Source organism: Cupriavidus numazuensis (assembly GCF_905397435.1).
Lineage (GTDB): Bacteria > Pseudomonadota > Gammaproteobacteria > Burkholderiales > Burkholderiaceae > Cupriavidus > Cupriavidus numazuensis.
On the sequence record NZ_CAJPVI010000067.1, the window covers coordinates 1 to 23496 of the forward strand.

21 protein-coding genes are annotated in these 23496 nt (G+C 66.9%); 13 read left to right on the forward strand and 8 right to left on the reverse strand.

Going from position 1 to position 23496, the window contains the following annotated elements:
- Nucleotides 1-833 precede the first annotated feature (833 nt).
- Nucleotides 834-1910 carry a glycosyltransferase family 4 protein gene (locus KHO41_RS35050; RefSeq protein WP_211957823.1) on the reverse strand — a complete coding sequence of 359 codons (1077 nt, stop codon included), beginning with the start codon at nt 1908-1910 and terminating at the stop codon, nt 834-836.
- Nucleotides 1910-3160, reverse strand: coding sequence for an oligosaccharide flippase family protein (locus KHO41_RS35055; RefSeq protein WP_211957824.1), 1251 nt, complete (start codon nt 3158-3160; stop codon nt 1910-1912). Before KHO41_RS35055 ends, KHO41_RS35050 begins: the two co-directional genes overlap by 1 nt.
- A 331-nt stretch (nt 3161-3491) precedes the next feature.
- Here KHO41_RS35055 and KHO41_RS35060 point away from each other — a divergent pair, with 331 nt between their 5' ends.
- The 5 genes from KHO41_RS35060 (at nt 3492) to KHO41_RS35080 (ending at nt 8515) form a co-directional block, all read left to right on the forward strand.
- A complete protein-coding gene (locus KHO41_RS35060) occupies nt 3492-4703 on the forward strand; it encodes a glycosyltransferase (protein WP_211957825.1) in 1212 nt (403 codons plus the stop codon).
- 169 nt (nt 4704-4872) lie between these two features.
- Nucleotides 4873-6063 carry an acyltransferase family protein gene (locus KHO41_RS35065; RefSeq protein ID WP_211957826.1) on the forward strand — a complete coding sequence of 397 codons (1191 nt, stop codon included), beginning with the start codon at nt 4873-4875 and terminating at the stop codon, nt 6061-6063.
- 147 nt (nt 6064-6210) lie between these two features.
- A complete protein-coding gene (locus tag KHO41_RS35070; RefSeq protein WP_211957827.1) occupies nt 6211-6831 on the forward strand; it encodes an LbetaH domain-containing protein in 621 nt (206 codons plus the stop codon).
- Nucleotides 6832-6841: 10 nt separating this feature from the next.
- Complete coding sequence (locus KHO41_RS35075; RefSeq protein WP_211957828.1) at nt 6842-8020, forward strand: acyltransferase family protein; 1179 nt, start codon at nt 6842-6844, stop codon at nt 8018-8020.
- Between the two features lie 24 nt (nt 8021-8044).
- Entirely contained in the window at nt 8045-8515 is a 471-nt protein-coding gene (locus KHO41_RS35080; protein WP_211957829.1) for a transposase, read from the forward strand.
- Between the two features lie 117 nt (nt 8516-8632).
- On the opposite strand, the gene KHO41_RS35085 is transcribed toward KHO41_RS35080, so the two are convergent.
- Nucleotides 8633-11044 (reverse strand): hypothetical protein, encoded by a 2412-nt coding sequence (locus KHO41_RS35085; protein ID WP_211957830.1) that lies wholly within the window; start codon nt 11042-11044, stop codon nt 8633-8635.
- A gap of 349 nt (nt 11045-11393) precedes the next feature.
- Here KHO41_RS35085 and galU point away from each other — a divergent pair, with 349 nt between their 5' ends.
- Nucleotides 11394-12359 (forward strand): UTP--glucose-1-phosphate uridylyltransferase GalU, encoded by a 966-nt coding sequence (gene galU / locus KHO41_RS35090; RefSeq protein ID WP_211957831.1) that lies wholly within the window; start codon nt 11394-11396, stop codon nt 12357-12359.
- Between the two features lie 1030 nt (nt 12360-13389).
- Here the strand turns inward: galU and KHO41_RS35095 are convergent.
- Nucleotides 13390-13866, reverse strand: a complete 477-nt coding sequence (locus KHO41_RS35095; RefSeq protein ID WP_211957832.1) for a GDP-mannose mannosyl hydrolase — start codon at nt 13864-13866, stop codon at nt 13390-13392.
- 134 nt (nt 13867-14000) lie between these two features.
- On the opposite strand from KHO41_RS35095, the gene KHO41_RS35100 reads away from it, so the two are divergent.
- Complete coding sequence (locus KHO41_RS35100) at nt 14001-14768, forward strand: 5'-methylthioadenosine/adenosylhomocysteine nucleosidase (protein ID WP_211957833.1); 768 nt, start codon at nt 14001-14003, stop codon at nt 14766-14768.
- Between the two features lie 49 nt (nt 14769-14817).
- Here KHO41_RS35100 and KHO41_RS35105 read toward each other — a convergent pair whose 3' ends face one another.
- Nucleotides 14818-15063, reverse strand: coding sequence for a hypothetical protein (locus KHO41_RS35105; protein ID WP_211957834.1), 246 nt, complete (start codon nt 15061-15063; stop codon nt 14818-14820).
- A 157-nt stretch (nt 15064-15220) separates the two neighbouring features.
- Here KHO41_RS35105 and hemA point away from each other — a divergent pair, with 157 nt between their 5' ends.
- The 6 genes from hemA (at nt 15221) to KHO41_RS35135 (ending at nt 20335) form a co-directional block, all read left to right on the forward strand.
- Nucleotides 15221-16525 (forward strand): glutamyl-tRNA reductase, encoded by a 1305-nt coding sequence (gene hemA, locus KHO41_RS35110; RefSeq protein ID WP_011299188.1) that lies wholly within the window; start codon nt 15221-15223, stop codon nt 16523-16525.
- Nucleotides 16526-16642: 117 nt separating this feature from the next.
- A complete protein-coding gene (prfA, locus tag KHO41_RS35115; protein WP_211957835.1) occupies nt 16643-17725 on the forward strand; it encodes a peptide chain release factor 1 in 1083 nt (360 codons plus the stop codon).
- A 194-nt stretch (nt 17726-17919) separates the two neighbouring features.
- Nucleotides 17920-18246 carry a hypothetical protein gene (locus KHO41_RS35120; RefSeq protein ID WP_140950665.1) on the forward strand — a complete coding sequence of 109 codons (327 nt, stop codon included), beginning with the start codon at nt 17920-17922 and terminating at the stop codon, nt 18244-18246.
- A gap of 158 nt (nt 18247-18404) precedes the next feature.
- On the forward strand, nt 18405-19271 hold the full coding sequence (prmC, locus tag KHO41_RS35125; protein ID WP_211957836.1) for a peptide chain release factor N(5)-glutamine methyltransferase: 867 nt from the start codon (nt 18405-18407) through the stop codon (nt 19269-19271).
- A 117-nt stretch (nt 19272-19388) separates the two neighbouring features.
- Nucleotides 19389-19700 carry a Grx4 family monothiol glutaredoxin gene (gene grxD / locus KHO41_RS35130; RefSeq protein WP_211957837.1) on the forward strand — a complete coding sequence of 104 codons (312 nt, stop codon included), beginning with the start codon at nt 19389-19391 and terminating at the stop codon, nt 19698-19700.
- A gap of 8 nt (nt 19701-19708) precedes the next feature.
- Nucleotides 19709-20335 carry a UbiX family flavin prenyltransferase gene (locus KHO41_RS35135; RefSeq protein ID WP_211957838.1) on the forward strand — a complete coding sequence of 209 codons (627 nt, stop codon included), beginning with the start codon at nt 19709-19711 and terminating at the stop codon, nt 20333-20335.
- Nucleotides 20336-20372: 37 nt separating this feature from the next.
- On the opposite strand, the gene KHO41_RS35140 is transcribed toward KHO41_RS35135, so the two are convergent.
- The 3 genes from KHO41_RS35140 to KHO41_RS35150 form a co-directional block, all read right to left on the reverse strand.
- The gene (locus tag KHO41_RS35140; protein WP_211957839.1) at nt 20373-20591 is read right to left on the reverse strand and encodes a hypothetical protein; all 219 of its coding nucleotides are present in this window, start codon (nt 20589-20591) and stop codon (nt 20373-20375) included.
- Between the two features lie 134 nt (nt 20592-20725).
- On the reverse strand, nt 20726-22243 hold the full coding sequence (amaB, locus tag KHO41_RS35145; protein ID WP_211957840.1) for an L-piperidine-6-carboxylate dehydrogenase: 1518 nt from the start codon (nt 22241-22243) through the stop codon (nt 20726-20728).
- Entirely contained in the window at nt 22240-23421 is a 1182-nt protein-coding gene (locus KHO41_RS35150) for a saccharopine dehydrogenase C-terminal domain-containing protein (RefSeq protein WP_211957841.1), read from the reverse strand. Before KHO41_RS35150 ends, amaB begins: the two co-directional genes overlap by 4 nt.
- Nucleotides 23422-23496: the final 75 nt, after the last annotated feature.

Consider the following 23496-nt stretch of genomic DNA (forward strand, 5'->3'; position numbering starts at 1 on the left):
GTGGTCTACCTGAACCCCGAACGGGCCGAGCCGCAAACCACGGAGTACAGGAAAGCAGCATAGCGGCGGACGCGACAACTACCTTGACACACGCCGCGAGCGACAAAAAGTAACCAAAAAGCGCGTCGTTGCCGCTGGCCATCAATTCCACGGCGGCAGTCGTTCAAACGGCTTTGGACGCCTGCTACGGTGGTCAGTGGTTCGACCCTGCTACGCCATGTGAGTCAGAACCTGTGCCTCGCGCGGCACGGCTTTTGGACGATCCCCAAGACGGACTCGGGTACAGCGTTCCAACCAGGTCAGGGGTGGGACGCCTTCGGCTGCGCTGCGCGCACGTCGTCGTCTGGGTGCCAGCTCATCAGCGTGGCTGGCGCCCGAGTCCAGATTTCCTTTTTCTGCGCGCATGCAAGCGCGGCATCTTCACCCGGGCCTGGTTTGCCCTGGGCCTGCGTGCTCAGACTAGGGCTCTGCGCATAGCGCAGCCGAAGGCGATCACACGATATCGCCGGCAGCAGGGTCCACAGACGCTTGCAGGGCTCGTTCAATCAGCGCTGTAATTCTGACCACGGTCGTGCCCCACGCGGCAGGCAGTGTGACTGACTCTGAAGCCCATACCCGTACAACACCCTCAGCACACTACGATAAAAATTCGCCCCTTTGGGGCAACCAAAACGCGTTTTTGGTTACTTTTGTCGCTCGGACAAAAGTGACTCGCCGGCTACGCCGGCGAAACAGCCGCACTAGCGAAGAGCGATAACCCCCCACGAGAAGCCCCGCCGGCTACGCCGGCGAAACAGCAGCGCCCGCCAAGCACGACAACCCACCCCCAAAAATCAAACAATCCCCATCACCTCCCTCGCCACCACCCGATAACCCCGCAGGGTATCCTCCAACGTCAGCCCCTCAAGCCCCCGCCGCGCACGCGGCTGAGCAGCAGCCCGCACCAACGCCTCCGCATAGGCGCCAATATCCCCGGTATCCAGCAACTGCACCGACTGAAAGCCATCGGCAAACCGAAATGCGGGAATAGCACTGGCGACAACCGGCACACCGGTCGCCAGCGCTTCCAGGAACGCTATGCTGTGCGCCTCTGAAGCCGACGGCATGGCAAACACGCTGGCCTGCGCCAGTAGCTGCGGGATATCCCCGCGGGGACCGTTGACGCTGACCTGCTCCCCTAACCGCAGTTCACCAACCAGCGCCTGCACGGATGCGTGATATGACGGGTCTTCGATCACGCCATACAACGCCAACCGCGCCGCAGGCACCACGCGCAGCATCTCGGCAAACGCGCGCACGGTGTGCAACTGGTTCTTCACCGCCGTATAGCGCCCAAGCTGGACGACCAGCGGGCCATCGGCCACGGTCGCCGCCTCGGCATCCGGTGCAGCCGGCGCAGCAAAGCGCCGCATATCCACGCCATTCGGAATCAGCCTCAACCCCGGATGGCTCCCCACCGCCGCGCGATAGTCGCTGACATTGCTCTGTGCCACCGCCACCACGGCGCTTGCGCGCCGTGACAGCAGCCGCTCTGCAATCCGAAACAAGGGCCGCTCGAAATCGTTGACCGCGGAATGCATGACGTAGACCACCGGTGCCGGCCAGGGCAGCGCGCGCGCGTAGAACGCCGGGATGGTCGCGTGCGCGAACACGACGTCTGGCCGGAAGCGCCGCAGTACGCCCAGCAGATGCCAGAGCCGGCCCGGCGCGCGCATGCGCCGCTGCGGGAAATCGCACGACACGCCGGCTCGCTCCAGGTCGGCACGCATTGTTGCGAAGTCGCTGTGAGCCGGCAACAGCGAAGCGACGCCGACGATGTCGCCCGCTTCCTGCTGCGCCACGGCTAGATCCCTGGCCAGGACTTCGGCACCCGACAGCCGCGGCGCCAGTACAAGATGGAGTATCCGCATCACGCTCTCCTCAGCATGCGAAAAAGCATCCACGAAGCCGCGCAGGCGAGCCCGACCGTCATCGACCACGCGATGCCGATCGCACCGTAGTGCTGCGTGGCAGGGGGCACGGTCACGAGCAGCACGGCGACCTGGATCAGCGACGCCTCCGTGGCCGCGCGTGGCAGGCCCACCGCGCGCAGGTAGGCAACCAGCAGCGCGATCAGCGCGCCGATGGCCATGTTGACCGCGAACACACGAAACAGCGGCACGGCGTCGATCCAGCGCGGACCCAGCAGCAGCAGGAAGAGCGGCTCGGCCACCGAGGCCAGCGTGGCGACGGCGACGGCGAGCAGCACCGCACCGAGCATGAGCAGGCGGCTTGCGAGCCGCAGCGCGGATCCGTCCTGCTGCCGATGCCGCTCGGCAAAGGTCGGAAAGAGATATTGCGACAGCGCGATGCCGGCGTCGGCGAGCAGCATCTGCGCGAGCTTGGATGACATCTGGTAAGCGCCGAGCTGCGCGGGGCCGAGCAGCTTGCCCACCATCACCTTGTCGAACTGGTTCAGCAGCAGGTTCACCACGCTGCCAGCCCAGATCCAGCGGCTGAAGCCCAGGTAGTGGCCGATGCCACTCCAGCGCAGGCGCAGGGGCGGCCGCGGGCCCAGCATCGCCCAGGTCAGCACGCTCTTCAGGGTCTCGCCCGCCAGCAGGCCGATGATGATGCTGTACGCGCCCGCGCCGGCCAGCGCGCAGGCCAGGCTCACGGCGCAATCGGCGCACGCATTGGCTGCCTCCACGCCCGCGAGCTGCTGGAAGCCGCGTGCGCGCGTGACCACGTAGTAGGCGGGCGATGCCAGGCCCCGCAGCAGCGGCAGCGCCGCGGCCATCCACAGCAGGGGCACGGCGCCGTCGAGATGGAACTGCGCCGCAAGGAAGGGGGCCAGCGCTGCCAGCAGCAGTCCCACCAGCGCGCCGCGGCAGGTCAGTGCCGTCCACAGCGCCGACAGTTCATGCGGCGCGGGCGCCTGGCCGCCCTGCACCACCGCCTGCGGCAGGCCGGTATCGCTGAGCGACTCGGCAATCGCGACCGCCAGCAACGCTACGCCCGCGACACCCAGCGCCTCCGGCCCGAGCATGCGTCCGACCAGCAGGAACTTGACCGCCACCAGCCCGCGCACCAGCACCTGCTGGAGCAGCACCCAGGCCGCGGAATGGGCCGGCGGCCACCCGCGCGGCAATGCCGCCATGATCTTCAGCGCCTTGCTCATAGGACCCCGCAGTTTTTTTCGTGTGCGATCCGGTCGCCTCAACGGCCCACGCCCCGTGCACCGACCGACCGACCATATCGCGCAGCCCGCGTGGCCGGCACGCCATCTTCCTGTCGTTTTCGGTCAGCCGTGCCGGCCGCGCGACAGCGCTGCGCACCGCATGTGCCCGGCCGCGCGGATCGCTGCAGGCACCAGCTTGCTTTTGGCGGCAGCGGACAGGCGCACGCTGTTAGTGTCATGACATCGGGCACGCCTGCTCCGGCAGGGCCCGGCGAGCACGAGCCCTTCGGGAAGCGGCTCCCCACAGCACGCAACGACAACCAGGACAGCGATGCCGGCCTCCAATTCCGCCCCTGCGCTGCTGATCATCGAACCCGACTTCACCGGGCACCGCTGGCGCTATGTCGAATGGGCCATGCAGGCATTCGCCGAAGCCGGCCATCGCTGCGTGGTCGTGACCGACAGCGCCAATCACGGCCACCGGCTCGCGCAGGCATTGGCCGCGGGAAACTATCCGGGCTGTAAGCTGCTGCTGGCAACCCCGGCGCCCGATGCCGGAAGCGGTGCGGGGCGGCTGTCCTATATCCGCTACTGGCGCGTCTTTCACGATATGTACCAGCAAGCCTGCGCAACGCTGCAGCCGACCCTGGCCGTCGTGCCTTACGCCGACTATTTCCTGTATGCGCTGCCGGTGCTCGGTTCGCCCTTTGCCGCGACGCCGTGGATCGGCATCACGATGCGGGCGAGCTTCCACCACGCCAGCGTGGGCGTGCGCGCGCCGCGCCAGCCAGTGGTCAACACTGCGAAAGCGCTGCTGTTTCGCGCGGCGCTGCGCACGGATGGCCTGCGCACGCTGCTGTCGATCGACCCCACGCTGCCACAGTGGCATGCCGGCCGCCGCGGCGGCGCCGCGCTCGGCTACCTGGCCGATCCAAGCCCCGATGCAACCGGCACGGGCAGCACCAGCGCCGACGACGCACGCGCGCGGCTACGACTCGGAAGCGGGCCGCACCTGCTTGTGTACGGCGACGTGAGCGCGCGCAAGGGCATCCGCGAACTGGTGGGCGCGCTGTCCGGACACCCGCGCGCGCCGACGCTGGTGATTGCCGGTGTGCAGGACGCCGAGACGCGCGACTACCTGCGCGCGGCCACGTCCGCGCTGGCGCGCGAGCCTGTCGTCCTGGACCGCTTCATCACCGAGACCGAAGAAGCCGACTTGTTCGCGGCCTGCGATGCGGTGTGGCTCGGCTACAAGGGCCACTACGGCATGAGTGGCGTGCTGGTGCAGGCCTATCGCAGCGGCAAGCCGGTGGTGGCTACCGCGGACGGGCTGATCGGCTGGTTCTGCAACGGACGCGAACTGGGGCCGGTGCTCGAAGACCTGTCTGCGCCCGCCATTCGCCGGGCGCTGGACCAGCTCTGGCCGCCGCCGTCGCCCGGCGCACCGTCGGCGCCATCGCCGGGCGTGCCCGGCCGTGCGCACCTGCTGGCGCGCCATACCGTTGGGGAGTTCAAGCGCACCTTGCTCAGCGCCGCCGCATGACGCGGCGCCGCCACGGCGCGGCATCCGAGCCTCAGAGAATCCGCGGCATCGCTTCGGTAGCGATGCCGCACTTGTCGCAGTGTCTGCCATTTCCAGCCTTCGAAGCGCCGCGCAGACGGCGCCACCTGCCTGCAGGGTAGCGGGTCCCTGCGGGTCAGAGGACCGTCACATGACTCCCAGCCATCAAGACAAGGCGTCGCCGCCGGGCGAACGCCTGCTTCAGCTCGATTTCCTGCGCGGCATTGCCATCATCGCCGTGATGGGCATCCACTTCTTCACCGTCGACACCGGCAGCACCCTGGTGTGGCTGGTGGAATATCCGCTCAAGCATTTCGGGCGCGAAGGCGTGACGCTGTTCTTCACGCTGAGCGGGTTCCTGGTGGGCGGCCTGCTGCTGCGCGAGTATGCGGGCACCGGGACGATCGATGCGCGCCGCTTCATCGTGCGACGCATGTTCAAGATCTGGCCCGCGTACTACGCGCTGATCCTGTTCCACGTGGTGATCGGTCGGCACCCGCGCGACACCTTTCTGGTCCAGAACACCTTCCATCTGCAGAACTACCTCGGCTCTTCCATTGCGCAGACCTGGAGCCTCGCCGTCGAAGAGCACTTCTACCTGTTGCTGCCGCTCGCGCTGCTGGGCGTGGCGCGCGCGCGGCCGTCGCCGCAGACACTGCTCGTGTTGCTGGCCGCGCTGTGCACGCTGGTGCTGGCCGGCCGCCTGGCGGCCGTCGCGGCCGGCGATCTCGAAGGCGCCTACGTCTATACGCACTATCGCGTCGACAGCCTGCTCTATGGCGTCATGCTGGCAGTGGTCTATTGGCTGATGCCTGCCACCTACCGCGCGCTGGCCGCGCGGCGCACGTGGCTGGTCGCGGGCGTGGCACTGCTGCTGGCGTGGCTGCTGTGCCTGCAGCGCACGGTCGCATTGCAGGAAGGCATCGGCTTCACTGTGCAATCGATCGGCTTCTGCGCGCTGATCGTGCTGGTACTTGAGCATTCCGGCCGGCTGCGCGAGACGCTCGCCTACCGCTCCGTCGCGTGGATCGGTGTCTACTCCTATGGCATCTACCTTTGGCATACCGTCGCACGCGAGCCGGGGCGCATCGTCATTCGCACCGCGCTCGAGTGGGGCTGGCCGCCATTGCTGATCTGGGCGCTGGCGACCGTGCTGCAGTTCGCGATCGCCATCGTGGCCGGATACGTAACCACGCGGCTCGTCGAATTTCCGTTCCTGCGCCTGCGCGAAACCGTGATGCCGGCACGCCGGTCCGCATTGCCCGCTGAGGGCATGGCAACAGACAGGAATGACCCGCGGCGCATTGGGCCGTCACCGCGGCAACAGGGCGTAGTCGATTGACGCCAAAACCTCTGTCCCCGTGGACAAGCGCGCCTGCCTGTCCCGCCGGGAACGCTGCGGCATTCAATAATTCTTTTACCGAATCGAAAACGGAATGAACGTTGATAACGAACGGGCCTGCGAAGACCAGGCCGGGAGGAACGGGACATGGATGCTGAGGCGCTCCGGCCGCCCCGCCACGCGGGCGACGCCGTCATTCCGCTCGACCGCGCGGGCAAGGGCAACTATGTCAGGCGCCGCAGCCTGGCGGTAGAGGCCCTGTGGTTCGTCGTGGAAGCCACCGTGATCAACAACCGGCTGATGCCCGCCTCCGGCGTTCGGGTCGCCCTGCTGCGGCTGTTTGGCGCTCGGATCGGACGTGGCTGCCGGATGGTCCATCCGATGCGCGTGAAAGCGCCGTGGAATCTTGAGGTGGGAGATGCCTGCTGGTTCGGCATCGATTGCTGGATCTACAACCAGGCGCCGATCCGCATCGGCTCGCACGTCTGCATTTCGCAGGGCACTTTTCTTACCGCCGGCTCGCACGCCGTGGATACCAATATGGACTTGTCGGTCGCGCCGATCGTGATCGAGGACGGCGCCTGGATCACGGCGAAATGCGTGGTGCAGAAGGGCGTGACGATCGGCCGGTCGGCGGTGGTCACGCCGCTGTCCGTCGTGCACCGTTCGCTGCCGGCAGGCGGCGTCTACGGCGGGAATCCATGCCGCTTCATCCGCCCGCGCTTTTCAGGCGAACGTATGCCTTCCTGGCGCGACTGCGGCATGTAAGGAGACCGTCATGGACAACTTCGGCACTTCCGGAAAACGCACGCATCAAGGCTCGACCGCGGGCCGCGCGATCGAACTCGACTTCGTGCGGGGCCTGGCCATCATCATGGTCATGGGCATGCATTTCCATACCGTCAGCGCGGGCCATCCGGTGCTGGCCTGGATCGAATACCCGCTGAAAAACTTCGGCCGCGAAGGCGTCAACCTGTTCTTCACGCTGAGCGGCTTCCTGGTGGGCGGCCTGCTGCTGCGCCAGTATTCGCAGGAGGGCCGCATCGACGCGGGACGCTTCATCGTGCGGCGCATCTTCAAGATATGGCCCGCCTACTACGCGCTGATCGCCTTCCATGTGCTGGCCGGCCGGCACCCCACCAGCACGTTCCTGTACCAGAACCTGACGCACCTGCAGAACTACTTCGGCTCATCCATCGCCCAGACCTGGAGCCTGGCCGTCGAGGAGCACTTCTACCTGCTGCTACCGGCGCTGCTGATCCTGCTGGCGCGCTGGCGGGCTGGCGCGACCACCATCCTCTGGACGCTGGGCGTGACCTGCGTCGTCGTGCTGGCCGCGCGCTGCGCCGCCGTTGCCGATGGCAACCTGGAAGCCGCCGCGGCCTACACGCAGTACCGCATCGACAGCCTGCTCGTCGGCGTGATGCTCGCCACGGTCTACTGGATGCAGCCCGCGTACTACCGTGCACTCGCGCAGCGGCGCGCGCTGCTGGTGGCACTGGTGCTCGGTTTGGTGGTCTGGCTGGTGTGGCTGCAGCCGATGCCGCGGATGGAAGAGAGCATCGGCTACACGATCCAGGCCATCGGCTTCGCCGCGCTGATCATGCTCGCGCTCGAATACTCGGGCGACCTGCGCCGCACGATGGTGTACCGCGCGGTGGCATGGATCGGCATCTACTCGTATGGCATCTACCTGTGGCACTCGATCGCACTGGCCCCCGGCGCGCTGTTCATCCAGAAGGCCACGGGGATGGAATTACCTGTTGTGGTGACATGGGCAGCAGCGCTGGCCGTGCAGTTCATCATCGCGATCGGCGCGGGTTACGTGACCACGCGGGCGATCGAGTTTCCGTTCCTGCGTCTGCGCGAGGCGTTGTTTCCTGCGCGGCGCAGGCCGCAAGAGGCCGTGCCGCCGGCGCAGCCTAATGAGCTACCAAACGAGCGTCCGGCCGCGTGAGCGGCGGCATGCGAGGAAACAGGCGTGGCGAGATACCGGCAAACCTTCAAGGACCGCGCCATCGCGCGCATGCTGCCGCCCGAGAGCGCCAGCGTGGAGCAGGTGGCGGCGGAGACCGGCATCTCGCCGGCAGCGCTCGAGCGATGGCGCGCCTGCGCCCTGCATGCATCGGCGCGAGATCCCTCCGGCACCGGCGCGGCGCGGCTCGATATGCTGCTGGCGGCCAGCGGCCTCGACGAACACGAACGGCTGGCATGGTGCTTCGGGCATGGCATCGAACCGGGCGCACTCGATCACTGGCGCCAGCTTGCGGCCGCTGCACTGGCGGCGGACGCCGAGGGCATGGCTTTCGACGGCCGGCACGAGCGCGACCAGCGGCGCATCCGCGAGCTGGAGCGCGAACTGCGACGCAAGGAACAGGCGTTGGCGGAAGCGGCAACGCTGCTGGTGCTGGAAGGAAAGCCGGGGCTGCGGCGTGAGCCGGACACGGGCTGAGCGGAAGCGAGGCGGAATGTGTTGCGCGGGAGGAACGAACGGGCGGAAAGGCGAAGCGCGGAAATGACGAGCGGCCCGCACGGGCCGCTCGCACTCGGAGGCTTGACTGCGCGATGCTTACTGCGCGACGTACCCTTCCGGCACCGTCACGTTGGCCTGCATGACCGACGCATCGCTGGAGATCACATACAGCGGCGTCGCGGTCAGGTGCAGCGTGACGACGCCATCGCTGTAGGCCTGGCTGGTGACATTGCCCATCATGTCGACGACCGGCACCTGGCCGCTCGTGCCGGGTGCGCCGACGCGCAGCGCATAGTCCACGGAGCGGTTGGCGTCGAAGCCGGATGCCGCGCTCCAGCTTGCATTGTCATGCGTCCACAGCGCGGTCACGACTTTGCCGCCGCCAAGCCGCTGGAACGCATAGCCGTACACGCCAGCCGGCAGGTTCTTGAGCGGACCGAGCGTGCTGGTGCCGTCGACCAGCCGCGTCATCGCCGCGACACCGAGCGCCGCCGGCTTCGGGCTGATCAAGTTCGGGCCGAAGCTGCCCTGCGCGGACAGCAGGTCGAAGAACAGGCCATAGCCAGCCTGCGTCGGGAAGTCATTCGCGTAGAACATGTACGTGACGTCAGCCCCCTCTCCAAGCAGGATCAGGTGCGTACGGACCACCACCGCGCCGTGCGCGTAGAGCACGTTGGGCGTCGGGTAGTCCGAACCGTAGCTCGTGCCAAGGTCATAGCTGATGCCGGTCTCGGTCACGAACAGGCGCGCACCGCGCTTGAGCTGCGATGCCACCGCATGGCGCAGCTCGCGCATGGAAGCCGGCAGCGAATTGGCCGCGGTGGCAGCGTCGGCGTTGCCCACGAGCCGTTCCGGCGGATGCGACGGCGAGGTGCCGACGTCGTAGTAGCCATGCACGGTGACGCCATCGAGGTACTGCCCCAGGCCCAGCGGCACCAGCCGGTTGAGCCATTTGGTGTTCTCCCTCACCATCGCGTTGGTGGTGCCCATGATCACGGCGGCCGGATCGGTCGCGTGCACGCCCTGCCAGACCGCGCGATACATGGCGACGAAGTTGGCATCGGTATCGAGCCACGGCAGGCCGCCGTTGTAGTCGGGCTCCCAGGTGACCTGGTAGTAGTTGCCCGCCTCCGACGGGAAATAGCGCTTGCGGATGATGTCGGCCTCTTGCCCCACGCGGCTCGCGTAGTCCTGGAATGCCGTGAGCGACTTGGGCGCGTAGCTGTGCGTCGCGGCGCCGGTCGGGCTCGCCCAGCCAGGTATGCCGTCGAGCTGGATCAGGCGCATCAGGTCGCCGCCCTTCAGGTACGGGACGAGGTTGTCGGCCTGCGGGTTGAAGGTGTTGGGTCCGTCAGGCTCCATCCTGGCCCAGCTGCGGTTGTCGTTGACCCAGCTCAGGCCGAGCGCGGTGTAGAGCGGCCGGTAGCCGTCGCCGGTGCAGCATTCCTGCCCGGGCAACAGGTAGGCCGCGCCCTGGCCACCGAAGCGGTGCTGGTCCTGCCTGGCATAAGTGACGGCAGGAAGCACCTGCGAGACGTCGGGCAGCACGCCGAACGTGGCGATGCCGTTCGGCCGCGTCCCGCGCGCCCGTAGTGTGCTGCCGGAATTCAGCGATGCTGAAAACGCGAAGTATCCGGCCAGCGACGACACGCATTGCAGCGTCGCGGCCCGCCCGCCCGCTGTCACCGGAAAAGTGCCGACCGCGCGCACCGTGCCCCATGCGTCGGCGATCTGCCAGCTCACCGTGTCTCCGGCACCGGTGCGCGTGATCACGTTGACCTGGAACGGCGAGCCGGCCGCCACCATGCGCGTACCGTCACCGCCGGCAAGATCGGCCTCGATGGCATCGCCCGCGCTGGCTACGTCGCTGCTTGCAGCGGGTGGCGTGCATTGCAGCGCGGCCGTGCTCGGACTGCCGGCACTGCCGCTGCCCGCGGTGGCCGGGCTGGCGACCCAGCAGGCCTTCGCCGATCCCGGCGCGGGATCGCCGAACACGCCGTTGTCGCAGTTCACGCCATTGCTGAACGTCTTGGTAATGAACTGGGTGGAGGTGCCATAGCGCACCTGGCGCGTACCGCTGAAGCTGCAGTAGGCGTTCTCGTTGGCGCAGACCGTCCAGTTGCCGTCGGCGGTGACGGTGCCGCCGGCAGCGCCATCGCCACTGGCGTCGTACCAGCAGCTCTTGGCCGATCCCGGCGCAGGATCGCCGAACACGCCGTTGTCGCAACCCACACTGTTGGTGAAGGTTCGGATCACGAACTGCGTCTCGGTGCCGTACTTGACCTGGCGCGTGCCGGTGAACGTACAGGTGTTGTACTCGGTCGCGCACAGGGTCCAGCCTTCGGCCGCATCGACCTTGAGCGCGGTGCCAGCCGACCCGCCGCTGCGCTCGCCGCCGCAGCCATGGAACGCGAACAGCACCACGCTCAGCACGCACGCGCCAGCGAACAACGAACGCACACGGATGAGCATGGCCCGGCCTGCGTCGGAAATCATCGGGATCTTCATGGCTTCTCCATCGTTGTTCACGCGTGGTGGCGCACATGTCCACGGCTGTACCTGCCCGCGTGTGCCCGGCAATCCGGCGGTGTCAGGCCGGTAGGGGCACTTTATGCCCCGTGGGAAGGATCGGTCGGCCAAAAGCCAGAGTCCTGCCGACGAGTGGATGCAATCGGCTGCACGTGGCCGAATATGGCGAAGTGTTGGCAGATGGGCGGACGTGCCGCCGAATACGCTCGATTCACCGGCTCGCCAAAGATGGCCCCTGTACCTGGCGCGACCCGCGGAAAGCCGCTCGGGTTCCACACCATTGCGGCGGGCCGGTACCAATATCTGTTCTCCAGACGACGGGGTAGTCATGCTGAAAGTCAAGAAAGCGGTATTCCCGGTGGCAGGCCTCGGCACGCGATTCCTGCCGGCCACCAAGGCCAGTCCGAAAGAGATGCTGCCGGTGGTAGACAAGCCACTGATCCAGTACGCGGTGGAAGAGGCCGTGGCGGCGGGCATCACAGAACTGATCTTCGTGACCGGCCGCGGCAAACGCGCCATCGAAGACCATTTCGACAAGTCCTGCGAGATCGAGGCCGAACTGCAGGCGCGCGGCAAGCAGCAGTTGCTGGATCTCGTGCGCGGGATCAAGCCGCCGCACGTCGAATGCTTCTACGTGCGCCAGACCGAGCCGCTCGGGCTTGGCCACGCGGTGCGCTGCGCGGCCAAGCTGGTTGGGGACGAGCCATTCGCGGTGATCCTCGCCGACGACCTGCTCGATGCGCCGACGCCGGTGCTCAGGCAGATGATCGACGTGTTCGACCACTATCACAGCTCGGTCATCGGCGTGGAAGAGATCGCGCCGCACGAGTCGCGCTCGTACGGCGTGATTGCCGGCAAGGCGTGGGACCACCGCGTGGTCAAGATGACCGGCATCGTCGAAAAGCCCGCGCCCGAGGACGCGCCGTCCAACCTTGGCGTGGTCGGCCGCTATGTGCTGATGCCGCGCATCTTCGACCATCTGCATGCGATTCGGCCCGGCGCGGGCGGCGAGCTTCAGCTCACCGACGCGATCCAGGCCCTTCTCGCCGAGGAGCAGGCGCTTGCCTACCGCTATCACGGCCGCCGCTACGACTGCGGCAGCAAGCTCGGCTACGTGATGGCGACGGTGGAGTTTGCGTTGCGCCATGCCGAGACCGGCACGGCGTTCCGTGAATTCCTGCGGACGGAATATGCGGCCTTCTCCAACGCCGTGCCCGGCGATGCGGCCAGCCGCGCGTTCACCGACGACCGGGACGACAGCGCGGAGGAGCCGGACAGTGCCGTGATTGCCTAGCGGCGGGATTGCTTAGCGCCAACTGCTGCGGAATCCCCGGCCGCGGTGGTGGTGCCGGGTTTTTGGCCCGCTGCGGCGGGCCGGCTTTTTTTGGGGTTCTAGGGGGATGGTTTTTGTTTTGCCGGCGTAGCCGGGGGGCTTCTCGTTGGGGGTGGGTTGTCGCTCTTCGCTGGCGCGGCTGTTTCGCCGGCGTAGCCGGGGGGGCTTCTCGTTGGGGGTGGGCTATCGCTCTTCGCTGGCGCGGCTGTTTCGCCGGCGTAGCCGGCGAGTCACTTTTGTCCGAGCGACAAAAGTAACCAAAAACGCGTTTTGGTTGCCCCAAAGGGGCGAATTTTTATCGTAGTGTGCCAAGGGTGTTGTACGGGTATGGGCTTCAGAGTGAATTACGCTGCCTGCCGCGTGGGGCACCACCGTGAGTGGGAATACAGCGCTGATTGGACGAGCCCTGCAAGCGTCTGTGGACCCTGCTGCCAACGGCATCGTGCAATCGCCTTCGGCTGCGCTACGCGCAGAGCTCAAGTCTGAGCGCGTGGGCCCAGGGCAAACCACGCCTCGGTGAAGACGCCCGCGCATGCATGGGCGTAGAGCAAAAAACGAACCTCGGACGTCAGCGACGTTGATGAGTTTGCCCCCAGACGACGACGCGCGCGCAGCGCAGCCGAAGGCGTCCCACCACTGACCGTGTTGGAACGCTGTACCCGAGTCCGTCTTGGGGATCGTCCAAAAGCCGTGCCGCGCGAGGCACAGGTTCTGACTCACATGGCGTAGCAGGTTGGAACGGCCGACCACCATCGCAGGCGTCCAAAGCCGTTTGAACCACTGCCGCCGTGGAATTGATGGCCAGCGGCAACGACGCGCTTTTCTGCCTACTCTTTTGTCGCTCGGACAAAAGAGTAGGTCGCCGGCTACGCCGGCGAAACAGCGGCGCCTGCCAAGAACGCCACCGCCACTCCGCCCAAAAGAAATTCCGCCGGCTACGCCGGCGAAACAGCGGCGCCAGCCAAGAACGACAAACCATCTACCACGCCCACTACCCACCAAAATATGCCTTGGTATTGACATGAACCATGTCATCCGCCAGCAACTCACCCGGCAACACCCACCGGTACGCACTGTGCTGCCCTTCCTGACCCGGCAGCACGGCGGTAGCCGCCGTCACACCGTAACCGAACACAACATAGTGCGTGCCCACGCCCTCGGCACCGGCGAAGTTGTCATCGTAGAAGTGCTCGTAGACCCCGAGCAAGACGGCATCGCCACGCCGCGCCGACACGCATGCCTGCCCCCCCATCGCGTCGCCAAGTTCGTCAATCACAATGCGCCGGAAGGCGTCGTCAAGCGTCTCGCCCTTGCGAATGCGGCCACCCGGTACAAACCAGCTTCCCTGCGCTGGCCGGTTGCGGCGGCAGCCGACCAGCACGGCACCCCGCGGGTCCGTGACGATGAGATCGATGGCAACCAGCGGCGCCAGGCGGACCACGGAAAGGAAGTCGTCGCTGCTGAGCATCAGCATGTCTCCAACGCTGCATTGAAGTGCGCGACTCTAACGCAGCGCGCGGCCCGGCAACGGACGGAATGCCGTGCCCGCCCGCCAGCAGTGGCGGCAGGCTATCCTATCGGTTTCCCTTTGCCACGCCCCCTATGACCCTCGGCATCCTCGCCGCCCTGCATGACGAAGTCGACAGCCTGGTCGCCGCCATGCGCCATGAAGACGCCCGCGCGACCATCCACCGGATCGGCATGCGCGACTATCACGTGGGCCACCTGCACGGACAGCCGTGCGTGCTGGTGCTCGCCCGTGTCGGCAAGGTCGCTGCGGCCGCGACCACGGCCACGCTGATCCGCGAATTCGGTGTGCAGGAGATCGTCTTTACCGGTCTGGCCGGCGGCGTCGGCGACGGCGTGCGCGTGGGCGATATCGTGATCGCCAGCGAAACCATGCAGCACGACATGGACGCACGCCCGCTATTCCCGCGCCATGAAGTGCCGCTGCTGGACTGCGTGCGCTTTCCCGCGGACCCGGACCTGACCGAAGCGCTGCGCGCGGCGGCCGACCGCTTCCTGCGCGAAGACTTGCCGACCGATGTGCCGCCTGCTGTGCGCGAACATTTCGGCATCGGCACGCCGGCGCTGCAGCTTGGGCTGGTGGGTAGCGGCGACCAGTTCATCAACTCGGCCACGGCTGTCGCAGAACTGCGCGAGCGCCTGCCGGGACTGATGGCCGTGGAAATGGAAGGCGCCGCCGTGGCGCAGGTTTGCCACGAATACGGCGTGCGCTACGCGGTCATGCGGACCATCTCCGACCGCGCCGACGACAGCGCCCATGTGGATTTTCCGGCATTCCTGAAGCAGGTGGCCAGCCACTATTCGGATGGCATCCTGCGGCGGTTCCTGGCCGCGCGCGCTTGATCCGCATCAAACGCGGGCGCCGATTCCTGCGCGATCGTCAGTTCTGAATTTATCCGTGGCGGGGCCGCAACGCGCCCCACACGCCGACGAGCAGCGCGGCGCCGAGGATCGCCGCGAGCCAGCCGCTGAGCTGGCCGTCGATGAACAGATGGAGCGCGCGTCCGCCGTAGAAACCCGCCGCAGCGCCCGCCATGCCAAGCACCAGCGCGGCTGGCAGGGATACCACCCTGCCGGCTGGATGCATCTGCCGCGCGCTCAGGCCGACCAGCAGTCCGACGATCAACGTGCCCAACATCCTCGCTCCCATGTGTTGCGTTCACCACAAGACGGTGGCATCCGCGTAACGATACTGCACTGGCATGTGGCTGCCGCGCCTGCCTGCAAGATCCGATCCCGACGTTATAATGGCAATCGGGCCGCACACGCTGCGGACCCGGTACCAGTCCCTACAAATGCAACTGCTCGCGATCGGCATCAATCACACGACGGCACCAGTCTCGCTTCGCGAGCGGGTGGCGTTTCCGCTTGAGCAGATCAAACCCGCGCTTGGGGCGCTGCGCACGCATCTGGCCGGGCGCAATGGTACCGAAGCTGCCATCCTTTCCACCTGCAACCGCACCGAAATCTACTGCGCGACCGACATCCTGAAGCCGGGCGCCGAGGGTTTCGAGCACACGCTGCGGTGGCTGTCGCAGCATCACAACGTACCGGCGTCCGACCTGGCGCCGCACCTGTATTCCCTGCCCCAGTCTGAGGCCGTTCGGCACGCGTTCCGTGTCGCCAGCGGGCTCGACTCGATGGTGCTTGGCGAAACCCAGATCCTGGGCCAGCTCAAGGACGCGGTGCGCACCGCTGGTGAAGCTGGCTCGCTCGGCACGTACCTGAACCAGCTGTTCCAGCGCACTTTCGCGGTGGCCAAGGAAGTCCGCGGCCAGACCGAGATCGGTGCGCATTCGGTGTCGATGGCGGCGGCGGCGGTACGGCTGGCACAACGGATTTTTGAAAGCGTCTCGACGCAGCGCGTGCTGTTCATTGGCGCCGGCGAGATGATCGAGCTGTGCGCGACGCACTTCGCCGCGCAGAAGCCGCGCCAGGTGGTGGTGGCCAACCGCACCGTCGAGCGCGGCGAGAAGCTGGCCGAGCAGCTGGCCGAACAGGGCCTGACGACGCAGGCGATCCGCCTGCAGGAACTGGGCGAGCGGCTCCATGAATTCGACATCGTGGTGTCCTGCACCGCGAGTTCGCTGCCGATCATCGGCCTCGGTGCCGTGGAACGCGCGGTCAAGCGCCGCAAGCACCGCCCGATCATGATGGTCGACCTGGCCGTGCCGCGCGACGTGGAGCCAGAGGTTGCACGGCTGGACGACGTGTTCCTCTACACCGTCGACGATCTCGGTGCAGTCGTGCGTGAAGGCAACGCGCTGCGCCAGGCTGCCGTGGCGCAGGCAGAGGCCATCATCGAAAGCCGCGTGCAGAACTTCATGCATTGGCTGGAAACGCGCAGCGTGGTGCCGGTCATCCGCGAACTGCAGACCGCCGGCGAGTCGATCCGCCAGGCTGAACTCGAACGCGCGCGCCGCATGCTGGCGCGTGGCGACGATCCGGAAGCCGTGCTCGAAGCCCTGTCCGGCGCGCTCACGCGCAAGTTCCTGCATGGCCCGACCCATGCGCTGAACCACATGCAGGGCGAGGACCGCGAGGCGCTGGTGCGCCTGGTGCCCGGCCTGTTCCGCCAGAGCAGCCACTCCGAGCGCTAGCCGCGCCGACCGCTGCGCCCGCGCGCGATGCGCGCCGGCAACCGCCGCCCGCCTCGATCGCGGCCCGGTATTCCGCCCGATTCCCGCCCGATTCCCGCCTTCCCCACCCGGATTCCCATGAAAGCCAGCATGCTTGCCAAGCTCGACCAACTGGCCGAGCGACTCGACGAAGTCAACGCCCTGCTTGCACGCGAGGATGCGACCGCCAAAATCGACCAGTACCGCAAGCTCAGCCGCGAGCATGCCGAACTGTCGCCGGTGGCCGAGCAATACGGTCTCTACCGCCAGGCGCAGGACGATCTGGCCACGGCGCAGGCGCTGCTCGACGATCCGGAGATGAAGGACTTCGCCGCCGATGAGATCGCCAGCGCGCGCGAACGGCTGGAGACCCTGGAAGGCACCCTGCAGAAGCTGCTGCTGCCCAAGGACCCGAACGACGACCGCAACCTGATCCTGGAAATCCGCGCCGGCGCCGGCGGCGAGGAAAGCGCACTGTTCGCGGGCGACCTGCTGCGCATGTACACGCGCTTTGCCGAACGCCAGCGCTGGCAGGTGGAGATCATGAGCGAGTCCGAATCGGATCTCGGCGGCTACAAGGAAGTGATCGTGCGCATTGCCGGCGATGCCGCATTCTCGCGCCTGAAGTTCGAATCGGGCGGCCACCGCGTGCAGCGCGTGCCGGCCACCGAGGCGCAGGGCCGCATCCACACATCGGCCTGCACGGTCGCGGTGATGCCGGAAGCCGATGAAGTGGGCGAAGTCGAGATCAATCCGTCCGATTTGCGCATCGACACGTTCCGCGCATCGGGCGCCGGCGGCCAGCACGTCAACAAGACCGACTCGGCCGTGCGCCTCACGCATATCCCGACCGGCATCGTGGTCGAGTGCCAGGACGACCGCAGCCAGCACCGCAACAAGGACAAGGCCATGAAGGTACTGGCCGCGCGCATCAAGGACCAGCAGATGCGCGCCGCGCAGGCGAAGGAAGCGAGCACGCGCCGCAACCTGATCGGCTCGGGCGACCGCAGCGACCGCATCCGCACGTACAACTTCCCGCAGGGGCGCGTGACCGACCACCGCATCAACCTGACGCTCTACAAGATCGACATGATCATGGACGGCGATCTGGAAGAACTGGTGTCCGCACTGGCGGCCGAGCATCAGGCCGACCAGCTGGCGGCGCTCGGCGAGGATAGCTGACGCGCGGCTGGCGAGTGCCCGAAACGATACATCAGAGCAACGCCGCGCAACGGCATCGAACGCTTTGTATCTGTTGTAAATGCTTGAAACAGCACTGGCGGCCATAGGGCCGCTGTCTATAATCGTTCTCGACCGGCTACACAAGAAGCTGCCGGCATTTGTCTCTCCTGACGCACGGACATAAGGACGAAATCATGAAGAAACTGCTCGCACTGTTGATGATCACCGCGGCTATGGCCGCTTGCAGCAAGAAGGAAGAAGCCCCCGCTACGCCGAGCGCCGATACCGCCATGCAGAACGCGGCCGAGTCGGCCAAGGCCGCCGCCAGCGATGCCGCCGCGGCCGCCAGCAATGCCGCCGATGCCGCCAAGGCCGCGGCCAGCAACGCCGCTGCCGATGTCTCCGCCGCTGCGGACAAGGCCAAGGTCGACGCTGGCAACGCCATGGAAAATGCCAAGCAAGCCGCCAAGGATGCCGTCAACGCCGGCGCCGACAAGGCCAAGGACGCCGTCAATAAGTAATGACCGTGACGCGGGTTTCACGCCAGCCGCCAGGGTTCAGCGCTACACTGTCTCCCTAGCTGCCAGACCCGCCGAAAGCCCCGCCAGGCCAACGCCCGGCGGGGTTTTTTGTTTTTGGCTGGCGCTTTACCGCCGGCATTTCCGCTCCCGCATTGTCGATGTCCCCTGCCATGTCCGGCGCCTTGCCGGCTACTCCCACCGTGCGTGAAGCGCAGTCGCTCGCCGCCATGGCCGGCCTGCCGACGCTGGAAGCGCGGATGCTGCTGACCCACGTCACGGGCCTGACCCGTACCCAGCTGATTACGCGCGACAGCGACACCCTGAGCCTGCCGCAGCGCGATGCCTTTGCCACGCTGCTGGCGCGGCGCCTGGCCGGCGAGCCGATGGCTTACCTGATCGGCGAGCGCGAGTTCTTCGGCCGCAAGTTCCGCGTCACGCCCGATGTGCTGATCCCGCGCCCCGACACGGAAATCGCCGCCGAATCGTCGCTCGCGCGGCTGGCCGGCGTGCCGCATCCGCGCGTGCTCGATTTGGGCACGGGCTCGGGTATCCTGGCCGTGACGATCGCGCGCGAACGGACCGATGCCGAGGTCTGGGCCACCGATATCTCGCCCGGCGCGCTGATGGTGGCGCAGGACAATGCCAGCGCGCTTGGCGCCGACCGCATCCATTTCCTGGTATCGGACTGGTACGCCGCGCTGCCGGCCGAACTGCGTTTCCACCTGATCGTCAGCAACCCGCCCTATATTGCCGAAGGCGATCCGCACTTGGTCGAGGGCGATCTGCGGTTCGAACCGATCGATGCGCTCACCGACCACAATGACGGCTTGTCCGACCTCGCGGCGATCGTGGCAGGAGCACACGGCCGGCTGCTGCCGGGCGGCTGGCTGCTGATGGAGCATGGCTACGACCAGGCCGAGGCCACGCAAGGGCTGCTGGAGCGTGCCGGCTTCACCGAGGTCTTTACCGCACGGGACCTGGCCGGGCAGCAGCGCTGCACTGGAGGGCGCCGGCCGGCCGCCTGAAGGCTGGCGGCGATTCCGGTAAAATTTGCAGCCAGATCACCACCGCACGGTCACCGTGCGGCCTTCGACACCCGGTGGCGCCTGACGGTCAGGTGCCCCTCAACCGACAAAGCAACCATGAGTGACGTGCAACAAAAGATCGACCAGATCGTCAAGGGCAACCCGGTGGTCCTGTTCATGAAGGGCACCGCGCAGTTCCCGATGTGCGGCTTCTCGGGCCGCGCCATCCAGATCCTGAAGGCCTGCGGCGTGGATTCGCCGGCGACGGTCAACGTGCTGGACGATGAAGGCATCCGCCAGGGCATCAAGGAATACGCCAACTGGCCGACCATCCCGCAGCTCTACGTGAACGGCGAGTTCGTCGGCGGCTCGGACATCATGATGGAGATGTACCAGAACGGCGAACTGCAGACCCTGCTCAAGGGCTGAGGACTGCCATGCCCGTGACCGGCGGCGCCGTGCCGCAACGGCTGATCGTCGCCATCACGGGCGCCACCGGCGCCATCTATGGCGTACGCCTGCTGCAGGTATTGCGCGAGGTGCCCACGGTGGAAACCCACCTGCTGATTTCCCCGGCGGGCGTGATGAACCTCCAGCACGAACTGGAGATCGGCCGCGCCGACGTGGAAGCCATGGCCGACGTCGTGCACAACGTGCGCGATATCGGCGCCACCATTGCGAGCGGCTCGTTCCGCGCACATGCCATGGTCGTGGCCCCGTGCTCGATGCGCACGTTGGCAGCGATCGCCCACGGTCTCTCTGACAACCTGATCACTCGCGCTGCCGACGTCACGCTCAAGGAACGCCGCCGGCTGGTGCTGATGGTGCGGGAAACGCCGCTGAATCTCGCGCATCTGCGCAATATGACGGCAGTGACGGAAATGGGCGGCATCGTGTTCCCGCCCGTGCCGGGCTTCTACCAGAAGCCGCAGAGCATTGCCGAACTGGTCGACCATACCGTGGGACGGGTGCTCGACCTGGTCGATCTGCCCGATATCGGCCAGACACTGGCACCGAGCTGGCCGGGGCTCAATAGCAAGGCCGACGAGAGCGGCGCCAACTGATCCGCTCTCCGCCTCTCCGCCTTACTTTCCCCTGCCCTTACCAATAGCGGCGCCGGCCATAGTAACCGCCATAGCCGTAGCCGCCGTAGTAATACGGCCGCGGCGACACCACCACCGCCGGCGGGCCTACATAGACCGGCGCAGGCGCCACCGCGACAGCGGGACCAGGTCCTGCCGGATACGGATACACCGCGCAACCGCCCAGCAAGGCTGTGGCGGCGGCCGCGGCGGCCAGTCCAATCGTTACCGTTCTCATCGTATTTTTCCTCGGGGGTCGCTTCGGCATGTGCCTGCCCTGAGAACGTTATACGGGGCGCTTTGGTAATACAGCGTCAAGGCGCTGTAACCCTTGTTACGATTCGCAACGGTTTGGCGAACGTAAATCCTCCCTCAGATATCGAACCGGATACCCTGCGCCAGTGGCAAGGTATCGCCGTAGTTGATGGTATTGGTCGCGCGCCGCATATAGCCCTTCCACGCATCCGACCCCGATTCCCGCCCGCCGCCGGTCGCTTTCTCGCCGCCGAACGCGCCGCCGATCTCCGCGCCGCTGGTACCGATGTTTACGTTGGCGATGCCGCAGTCGCTACCCGCCGATGACAGGAAGCGCTCCGCCTCGCGCAGCGATTCGGTGAAGATGCACGACGATAGTCCATGCGCGGCCGCATTATTCAGGGCGATCGCTTCATCAAGCGAGGTGTACGGCATCAGGTACAGGATCGGTGCGAAGGTCTCGGTCAGCATGGTGTCGTGCTGCTCGTCGGTCATCACCAGTGCCGGGCGCACATAGCTCGCGTGCGGGAAGCGGTCTGCCAGCAGGCGTTCGCCGCCCGTGACGATATTGCCCTGCGCGCGGCAGGATGCCAGCGCGTTGGCCATGGCATCGGCCGCGCCCGTATCGATCAGCGGGCCGAGCAGCGTGCCGTCTTCGAGCGGATCGCCGACAGGCAGGCGGTCGAACACCGTGACCAGGCGGCTCGCCATGGTATCCATGAGGTCGGCATGGACGAAGCAGCGGCGCAGCGTGGTGCAACGCTGCCCGGCCGTCCCGGCCGCCGCGAACGTGATGGCGCGCACCGCCAGTTCGATATCGGCCGACGGCGCCACGATGGCCGCATTGTTGCCGCCCAGTTCCAGGATGCTGCGCTTGAAATGCTGGGCGCAGGCGATGCCCACCTCGCGGCCCATGCGGGTCGAGCCGGTCGCACTGACCAGGCGCACCGCCGGATGCCCGACGAGATGCGTGCCGACCATGCGACCGCCCGGCAGCACCGCCGATATCCCCACGTAGTGCGGCGCCGCCGCGGCCAGCACGCGTTCGAGCAGCCCATGTGCGGCCAGGGCGCACAGCGTGGTTTTTTCCGACGGTTTCCACAGCACTGCGTTGCCGCACACGAGTGCGAGCGCGGCATTCCACGCCCATACGGCGACCGGAAAATTGAAGGCCGAGATCACGCCGCACAAGCCGTACGGATGCCAGGTCTCGCGCATCGCATGCTGGGGCCGCTCCGACGCAATGGTCAGCCCGTGCAGTTGCCGCGACAGCCCGACCGCGAAGTCGCAGATGTCGATCATCTCCTGCACTTCGCCCAGCCCCTCCTGCAGGATCTTTCCGGATTCCAGCGACACCAGCCGGCCCAGCGCCGTCTTGTGTTCGCGCAGCACCTCGCCGAAGCGCCGCACGATCTCGCCGCGTACCGGCGCGGGGACCAGCGCCCAGCTGCTCTGCGCCGTGTGCGCGCGGGCGATCCGCGCATCGGCCTCGGCCGGCGTGCAGGCCGGGACGTGGCCGAACGCCTCGCCATCGACCGGCGATCGCACAATGACCGTGCCCGCCGGCGTGCCGTCGCTCCATGGCCGCGGCAGACCCATCGACTGCCAGCAGGCCGCGATCTCTTGCGCTTTCATACGGTGGTCTCCTGCAGCGGATGCTGCGTGTAGTGGCAGCCGAAGCGGTTGGCCAGGAACATGGCGAGCGGCATGGCTTCCTGCCGCACGAAGCCCGCTTGCGGCAGCGCCCCGCTCGCCACCATGTCCAGCGCCGCGCAGATGCTCGCGGCCGTGGTGAGCTGGATGGCATTGACGTGTCCGGCCGGACCGTCCACGCCGCCGATGCGCGCCGAGAACGAAGCCTGCGTAAGGGGGCCGCGTCCGCGTTCGCCGCCAGCCGGGTATCCCGTCGCCGTGGCAAAGATGATGACCACGTCCTGCTCCGTCACCGGAATCGCACGGTCGAAGATCTCGCGCAGCCAGCCGCGCCGCTCGCGCAGGCGCAGGTCGTTGAGCAGCAGCTTCATCTGCGCGCAGTGGCCCGGATAGCGGATGGACTTGTAGTCGACATTGCGCGCGCGCCCCGCCAGGGTTTCCGGTAACGTGCCGAGGCCGCCTGATGTATTAAAGGCCTCATATTCGATGCCGTCCAGCGCGAAGGTCTCCAGCCCTTCGAGCGCCGGCAGCTCGATACGGCGGCCGTCGACGATGGCCTCGCACGGATTGCAGTACTCGTTGATCAGCCCCTCGGTACTCCATGTGAGGTTGTACTTCAGCGCATTGTTGGGGTAGCGCGGCAACGCGCCCACGCGCATCTGCAAGTCGAGCAGCTCGCCGCCGCCGCGCACGAAGCGCTGCGCGAGGTCGTGGCCGACCACGCCGATAAAGCCCGGCGCCAGACCGCACTGCGGCATCAGCACCGAACGCGCGTTCTGGCCCAGTTGCCGGATGGCCTGCGTCGCGGCCACGTCCTCGGTCAGGTCGAAGTAATGCACGCCGAGGCGGGCTGCCACCGTGGCCACGCTGACCGCGGCGTGAAACGGCAGCGCGTTAAGCACGGCATCGGCGCCCGCGAGCAGCGCGGCACAGGTGCCCGGCTCGGTCGGGTCGCCGGCACGCACGGTAATGGCGCGCGGCAGGCCGTCGAGCCGGCGCGCGTCGTTGTCGACCAGGCAGACACGGTAGTCGCCGCTGTCATGCAGCATGGCGGCAATGGTGCGGCCGATCTTGCCGGCGCCGAGCACCACCACTTGCAGCGGGCCGCTGGCCCGGGTCAGGTCCCGCGGCGTGCCGCGGCCGAGAGTGGATGGCTGCATGGTGTCCTCCGTGGTTCAAGCCTGATGGATATGTGCCTGATTGGAGTATGGGCAGCGCGCGCAACAGAAAGAAGG

What these genes read in the sequence shown, in the direction of transcription:
- KHO41_RS35120 (WP_140950665.1), top strand. Translation starts at nt 17,920, where the DNA reads ATGAAGAAACTGCTCGCACTGTTGATGATCACCGCGGCTATGGCCGCT.
- prmC (WP_211957836.1), top strand. Translation starts at nt 18,405, where the DNA reads ATGTCCCCTGCCATGTCCGGCGCCTTGCCGGCTACTCCCACCGTGCGT.
- KHO41_RS35105 (WP_211957834.1), bottom strand. Translation starts at nt 15,063, where the DNA reads ATGTTGGGCACGTTGATCGTCGGACTGCTGGTCGGCCTGAGCGCGCGG.
- KHO41_RS35150 (WP_211957841.1), bottom strand. Translation starts at nt 23,421, where the DNA reads ATGCAGCCATCCACTCTCGGCCGCGGCACGCCGCGGGACCTGACCCGG.
- prfA (WP_211957835.1), top strand. Translation starts at nt 16,643, where the DNA reads ATGAAAGCCAGCATGCTTGCCAAGCTCGACCAACTGGCCGAGCGACTC.
- KHO41_RS35065 (WP_211957826.1), top strand. Translation starts at nt 4,873, where the DNA reads ATGACTCCCAGCCATCAAGACAAGGCGTCGCCGCCGGGCGAACGCCTG.
- KHO41_RS35070 (WP_211957827.1), top strand. Translation starts at nt 6,211, where the DNA reads ATGGATGCTGAGGCGCTCCGGCCGCCCCGCCACGCGGGCGACGCCGTC.
- grxD (WP_211957837.1), top strand. Translation starts at nt 19,389, where the DNA reads ATGAGTGACGTGCAACAAAAGATCGACCAGATCGTCAAGGGCAACCCG.
- KHO41_RS35055 (WP_211957824.1), bottom strand. Translation starts at nt 3,160, where the DNA reads ATGAGCAAGGCGCTGAAGATCATGGCGGCATTGCCGCGCGGGTGGCCG.
- KHO41_RS35075 (WP_211957828.1), top strand. Translation starts at nt 6,842, where the DNA reads ATGGACAACTTCGGCACTTCCGGAAAACGCACGCATCAAGGCTCGACC.
- KHO41_RS35140 (WP_211957839.1), bottom strand. Translation starts at nt 20,591, where the DNA reads ATGAGAACGGTAACGATTGGACTGGCCGCCGCGGCCGCCGCCACAGCC.
- hemA (WP_011299188.1), top strand. Translation starts at nt 15,221, where the DNA reads ATGCAACTGCTCGCGATCGGCATCAATCACACGACGGCACCAGTCTCG.
- KHO41_RS35060 (WP_211957825.1), top strand. Translation starts at nt 3,492, where the DNA reads ATGCCGGCCTCCAATTCCGCCCCTGCGCTGCTGATCATCGAACCCGAC.
- KHO41_RS35100 (WP_211957833.1), top strand. Translation starts at nt 14,001, where the DNA reads ATGACCCTCGGCATCCTCGCCGCCCTGCATGACGAAGTCGACAGCCTG.
- amaB (WP_211957840.1), bottom strand. Translation starts at nt 22,243, where the DNA reads ATGAAAGCGCAAGAGATCGCGGCCTGCTGGCAGTCGATGGGTCTGCCG.
- KHO41_RS35050 (WP_211957823.1), bottom strand. Translation starts at nt 1,910, where the DNA reads ATGCGGATACTCCATCTTGTACTGGCGCCGCGGCTGTCGGGTGCCGAA.
- KHO41_RS35135 (WP_211957838.1), top strand. Translation starts at nt 19,709, where the DNA reads ATGCCCGTGACCGGCGGCGCCGTGCCGCAACGGCTGATCGTCGCCATC.
- galU (WP_211957831.1), top strand. Translation starts at nt 11,394, where the DNA reads ATGCTGAAAGTCAAGAAAGCGGTATTCCCGGTGGCAGGCCTCGGCACG.
- KHO41_RS35085 (WP_211957830.1), bottom strand. Translation starts at nt 11,044, where the DNA reads ATGAAGATCCCGATGATTTCCGACGCAGGCCGGGCCATGCTCATCCGT.
- KHO41_RS35095 (WP_211957832.1), bottom strand. Translation starts at nt 13,866, where the DNA reads ATGCTCAGCAGCGACGACTTCCTTTCCGTGGTCCGCCTGGCGCCGCTG.